General features: G+C 73.2%; 3 protein-coding genes. 2 read left to right on the top strand and 1 reads right to left on the bottom strand.

Annotated features, from left to right (window positions below; all coding sequences use genetic code 11):
* The coding region (locus H5J29_RS28885; protein WP_181784138.1) for an SH3 domain-containing protein at positions 1 to 313 on the bottom strand (313 nt) is incomplete at its 3' end.
* 484 nt (positions 314 to 797) lie between these two features.
* On the opposite strand from H5J29_RS28885, the gene metK reads away from it, so the two are divergent.
* Entirely contained in the window at positions 798 to 2,000 is a 1,203-nt protein-coding gene (gene metK, locus H5J29_RS28880) for a methionine adenosyltransferase (protein WP_181784137.1), read from the top strand.
* Between the two features lie 108 nt (positions 2,001 to 2,108).
* A partial coding sequence (locus H5J29_RS28875) for a primosomal protein N' family DNA-binding protein (protein WP_446686501.1) occupies positions 2,109 to 2,560 on the top strand: 452 nt, incomplete at its 3' end.

Here is a 2,560-nt window from a genome sequence, read left to right as displayed (position 1 = left end):
GCTTGTTCGGGTCGGCGGGCGCCGCGGCGTCGGCCTTCACGAACTCCTTGACCGACCAGCCGCCGAGGTTCTCCAGCTCGACGAAGCCGTCCTTCTCCTCGCCGATCTGCACCTTGGTCCCGCGGTCGCAGACCGCGACGATCTTCGCGTCGGCCTTCGGCTCGGCGCGCACGTTGACGTTGTCGGTGCAGACGCCGGGCGTGGCGGCGGACGCGGTGCCGGCGAGGACGGCCATCAGGGCAGCGGCGCCGACGGCGACCGCGCCGCCCACCGCCGCGGCGACGCGGCTGGGACGCTGCAGGCTTGCCTTCATGGGGAGCACCTTCCAGAGGTTTCGTTGCCCGCCCCGCGAGGGTCCGGCGGTGCCGGTCGCGGGGCGGCTCGCGATGTCATGAGGCCCAACGAGGGGATCCGTGACCGATTCGCGACCCCGGTCGGTGTCCACCCGAAAGGGGTGGCGCGCCCGTGCGACGATCACCCCGGGTAGCGACGCCGAGGGAGACTGTCCGGCTCGCGCACCCCGGGCGAGCGGTCGCGACCGGGGCCGGCTGCGCGCGGTGACCGGGGGCTGCGGCGTCCGTGGCCCCGACGCCCGGGCGGCTGCTTCGGACGGGGTGGCGGACGGAGGTGGCGGACGAGCGTGGCGGACGAGCGCGGCGGAGGAGGGTGACGCCCGCCCGTAACGTGCCGATCGGTGCCGCCGACCAGTCCACTAGGCTCGGCTGAGACGTAAGTGCTAGAGAGCGCCCCCCACCTCGCAGCCGCGAACAGGGGTGCCGGACCGATCGGAGTGGGGCGTGGCGAACGTGGGCCGTCGGCTGTTCACCAGCGAGTCGGTGACCGAGGGTCACCCGGACAAGATGTGCGACGCGATCAGCGACACGATCCTGGACGCGCTGCTCAAGGAGGACCCGAAGAGCCGGGTCGCCGTCGAGACCCTGGTGACCACCGGCCAGGTGCACGTCGCGGGCGAGGTGACCACCGCGGCGTACGCGGACATCCCCGGCCTCGTCCGGGACACGATCCTCGAGATCGGCTACGACTCGTCGTCGAAGGGCTTCGACGGCAACTCCTGCGGCGTCAACGTGGCGATCGGCGCGCAGAGCCCGGACATCGCCCAGGGCGTCGACACCGCGTACGAGAGCCGCGTCGAGTCCAGCGAGGACGAGATCGCCCGCCAGGGCGCGGGTGACCAGGGCCTGATGTTCGGCTACGCGAACACCGACACCGACGAGCTCATGCCGCTGCCGATCTCGCTGGCGCACCGGCTGGCCCGGCGGCTGACCGCGGTCCGCAAGAGCGGCGAGCTGCCCTACCTGCGGCCGGACGGCAAAACCCAGGTGACCATCGAGTACGACGGCGACAAGGCCGTCCGGCTGGACACGGTGGTGCTCTCCACGCAGCACGCCGCGGACGTCGACCTCGAGGGCATGCTCGCGCCCGACGTGCTGGAGAAGATCGTCCAGCCGGAGATCGCGAACCTGGGGCTCGACACCTCGAACGTGAGGCTGCTGGTCAACCCCACCGGCCGGTTCGTCATCGGCGGCCCGATGGGCGACGCCGGGCTCACCGGTCGCAAGATCATCGTCGACACCTACGGCGGGTTCGCCCGGCACGGCGGCGGCGCCTTCTCGGGCAAGGACCCGTCGAAGGTGGACCGCTCGGCCGCGTACGCGATGCGCTGGGTGGCGAAGAACGTCGTGGCCGCGGGGCTGGCCGAGCGCATCGAGGTCCAGGTCGCTTACGCGATCGGCAAGGCGGCGCCGGTCGGGCTGTTCGTCGAGACCTTCGGCACCGCGCACGTCGACCCCGCGCGGATCGAGTCGGCCATCACCGAGGTGTTCGACCTGCGGCCCGCCGCGATCGTCCGGGACCTCGACCTGCTGCGCCCGATCTACGCGCCCACCGCGGCGTACGGGCACTTCGGCCGCAACGACCTCGCGCTGCCGTGGGAGGACACCTCCCGCGCCGAGGCGCTGAAGTCGGCGGCGGGCGCCTGAGTCCACGTCTGCCCGAACGGCACTCTCGCTCAGTAGGTCTGAGCGAGAGTGCCGTTCGTGCGTTGCGGTGTGGGATGAGCGGCGGTGAGGGGTGAGCGGGGGGTGGGTGTGAGTCGGCCGGTCCGGAAGGCGCCCGCCTCGCGGACGCGCGGGGAGTGGACCGCCGCACCCGTCGCGTCGGTCGCGCGGATCGCCGTGGACGTGCCGCTCGCCCACCTCGACCGCACCTTCGACTACCGGGTCCCCACCCACCTCGACGCCGCGGCGGTGCCGGGGGTGCGGGTGCGCGTCCGGTTCGCCGGGCGGTTGGTCGACGGGTTCCTCCTCGAGCGCGCGGAGGAGTCGGACCACACCGGGAGGCTCGCCTGGGTGGACAAGGTGGTGTCCCCGGAGCCGGTGCTCTCGCCCGAGGTCGCGAGCCTGTGCCGGGCCGTCGCGGACCGGTATGCGGGGGTGTTCGCGGACGTCGTGCGGATGGCGGTGCCGCCGCGCCACGCCCGCGTCGAGGCGGAGACGCCGAAGGACCGGGAGATCCCGCCCGTCGAGCCGCCGGACCCGGC

Source organism: Pseudonocardia pini (assembly GCF_013870575.1).
GTDB lineage: Bacteria > Actinomycetota > Actinomycetes > Mycobacteriales > Pseudonocardiaceae > Pseudonocardia > Pseudonocardia pini.
The sequence above is the reverse complement of the archived record's forward strand: the minus strand, read 5'-3'. Positions and strand labels throughout refer to the sequence as shown.